At 56.5% G+C, this 1,771-nt stretch carries 2 protein-coding genes; both read left to right on the top strand.

Annotated features, from left to right (window positions below):
• Positions 1-463, top strand: a 463-nt coding sequence (locus H5U08_RS17670; RefSeq protein WP_297036128.1) for an FHA domain-containing protein, incomplete at its 5' end; no start/stop codon positions are given.
• Positions 464-557: 94 nt separating this feature from the next.
• On the top strand, positions 558-1,721 hold the full coding sequence (rsgA, locus tag H5U08_RS17665) for a ribosome small subunit-dependent GTPase A (RefSeq protein WP_297036125.1): 1,164 nt from the start codon (positions 558-560) through the stop codon (positions 1,719-1,721).
• The last annotated feature ends 50 nt before the right edge of the window (positions 1,722-1,771 follow it).

Genomic DNA, 1,771 nt, shown 5'->3' with positions numbered 1-1,771 from the left:
GAAGCGGCTTATCGTAGGACGCAGAGAGAATTGCGACATCGTTCTTCGGTTCTCGAATGTGTCCGGCCAGCACTGTGAACTGTTCGTGGTCTCCGGATACTGGTACGTGCGAGACCTGAACAGTACGAACGGCATCAAAGTGAACGGGGTGCGGGTGAAAGAGCGCCGACTCGACCCCGGTTCGATTCTCTCGATCGCCAAGCATCAATACGAAATCCGGTACAATCCGATTGAGCTGGGAGCGGTGGGACCACCTCCTCCCGATACCCTGGAACAGGACATTTTCGCGCGGTCTCTGCTGGAACGGGCAGGATTGGTCAAACCGAAGCGAACCGAAGAGGAGGCGACGCCGTCGAAACCAGGGACGGACAAGGAAAAACAGGAAACTCTTTCCGATCATGATGAACCGCGGTACGATGTTCTTGAAGGTTTGCGACGGCGTCCGGGACCGCATTCGCGGTAGCTCGCCGCAACCCGAGAGAACCGCAGGAATTGCGACAGCCGTACCCTGAATAATTTCTTACTGGAGACGGCCGAAGTGGCGCGTCACGGGTTAGATGGGTAAAGACCGCAGGAAGAAGTACCGGGTTGAGTTTCGGAAGAACCGTGCCCCCAGAACCAGGGACAAAGATCTCACCGATCGGGTTCTGAACGAAGAAGACATCCTCGATGACGATTTGGTGCGGGAGGAACGGGTCGGCGGGAGAAACGAGCTCACCCGCCGGGGGACCGTCATCGGAGAAGAGCTGTCCGAAGAAGGCGAGTCTCCGCTCCCCGTGGTGCTTCCCGCTCGGCATCCCGATAGCAGGCTCGGTCGGGTCATCGCCGTTCAAGGGCTGATATGCCTTGTCGAAGATGAGGAGGGGAATTCATATCGCTGCGTGGTGAGACGGCTTCTCAAGCGGCTGGCCACGGACCAGCGTCACGTTGTGGTGACCGGCGACAAAGTATATTTTTATCCCCTCCCAGAAAATCCGGGCGAGGGTGTCATTGAATCGGTATTGCCCCGCCACGGTAGTATCAGCCGGGAATCGAAGGGCAAGCAGCATGTGATCGTCAGTAACGTCGACCAGGTGCTCATCGTGAGCAGCGCGGCCATGCCGCGGATCAAACCTCACCTTATCGACCGGATGATTGTGGCTGCGGAGAAGTCAGGGGTGGAACCCGTTATTTGCATCAACAAGGTGGATCTGGTCGATCGGGCAGACCTTATGCCGCTTGTGGGGCTTTACAGCCAATTAGGCTACCGAGTGCTTTTGGTCAGCGCGCTGAGCGGGTTTGGATTGACGGCCCTGATCCGCACTCTCAAAGACCGCGTGAGCGTCCTGGCAGGTCAAAGTGGGGTGGGTAAATCCTCGCTCCTCAACGCACTCGATCCCGACCTTAAAATCCCCACGGCTCCGGTCAGCGAGGACACCGAAAAAGGACGGCACACGACAACCACAGCCCGCCTCTATCGGTTCCGTTTCGGGGGATATGTAGCTGACACACCTGGGATCAGGCATTTTCAACCGTGGGATCTGGAGCCGGAAGAAGTAGCCAACTACTTTCGCGATCTCCGCCCGTACGTCAACCGTTGTAAGTTCCCCAATTGCCTCCACATTCAGGAGACGGAGTGCGGAGTCAAGGATGCTGTGGCAGATGGCTGGATCGACGAACGACGTTATGAAAGCTACTGTCACCTTGTCCTTGATGAAGAAGTGGAGACAGAAGAAGAATAATACAAAAATCGAAGCAGGTCGTTCGGCACTATCTGTAGAAAAGAGACAGA

This window comes from Thermogutta sp. (genome assembly GCF_014359955.1).
GTDB lineage: Bacteria > Planctomycetota > Planctomycetia > Pirellulales > Thermoguttaceae > Thermogutta.
Note: the sequence above shows the minus strand (reverse complement) of the source record. Positions and strands in the feature narration are given on the sequence as shown.

Bases quoted from the DNA above. Each gene is read 5' to 3' on its own strand.
- rsgA (WP_297036125.1), top strand. From the start codon at position 558: ATGGGTAAAGACCGCAGGAAGAAGTACCGGGTTGAGTTTCGGAAGAAC.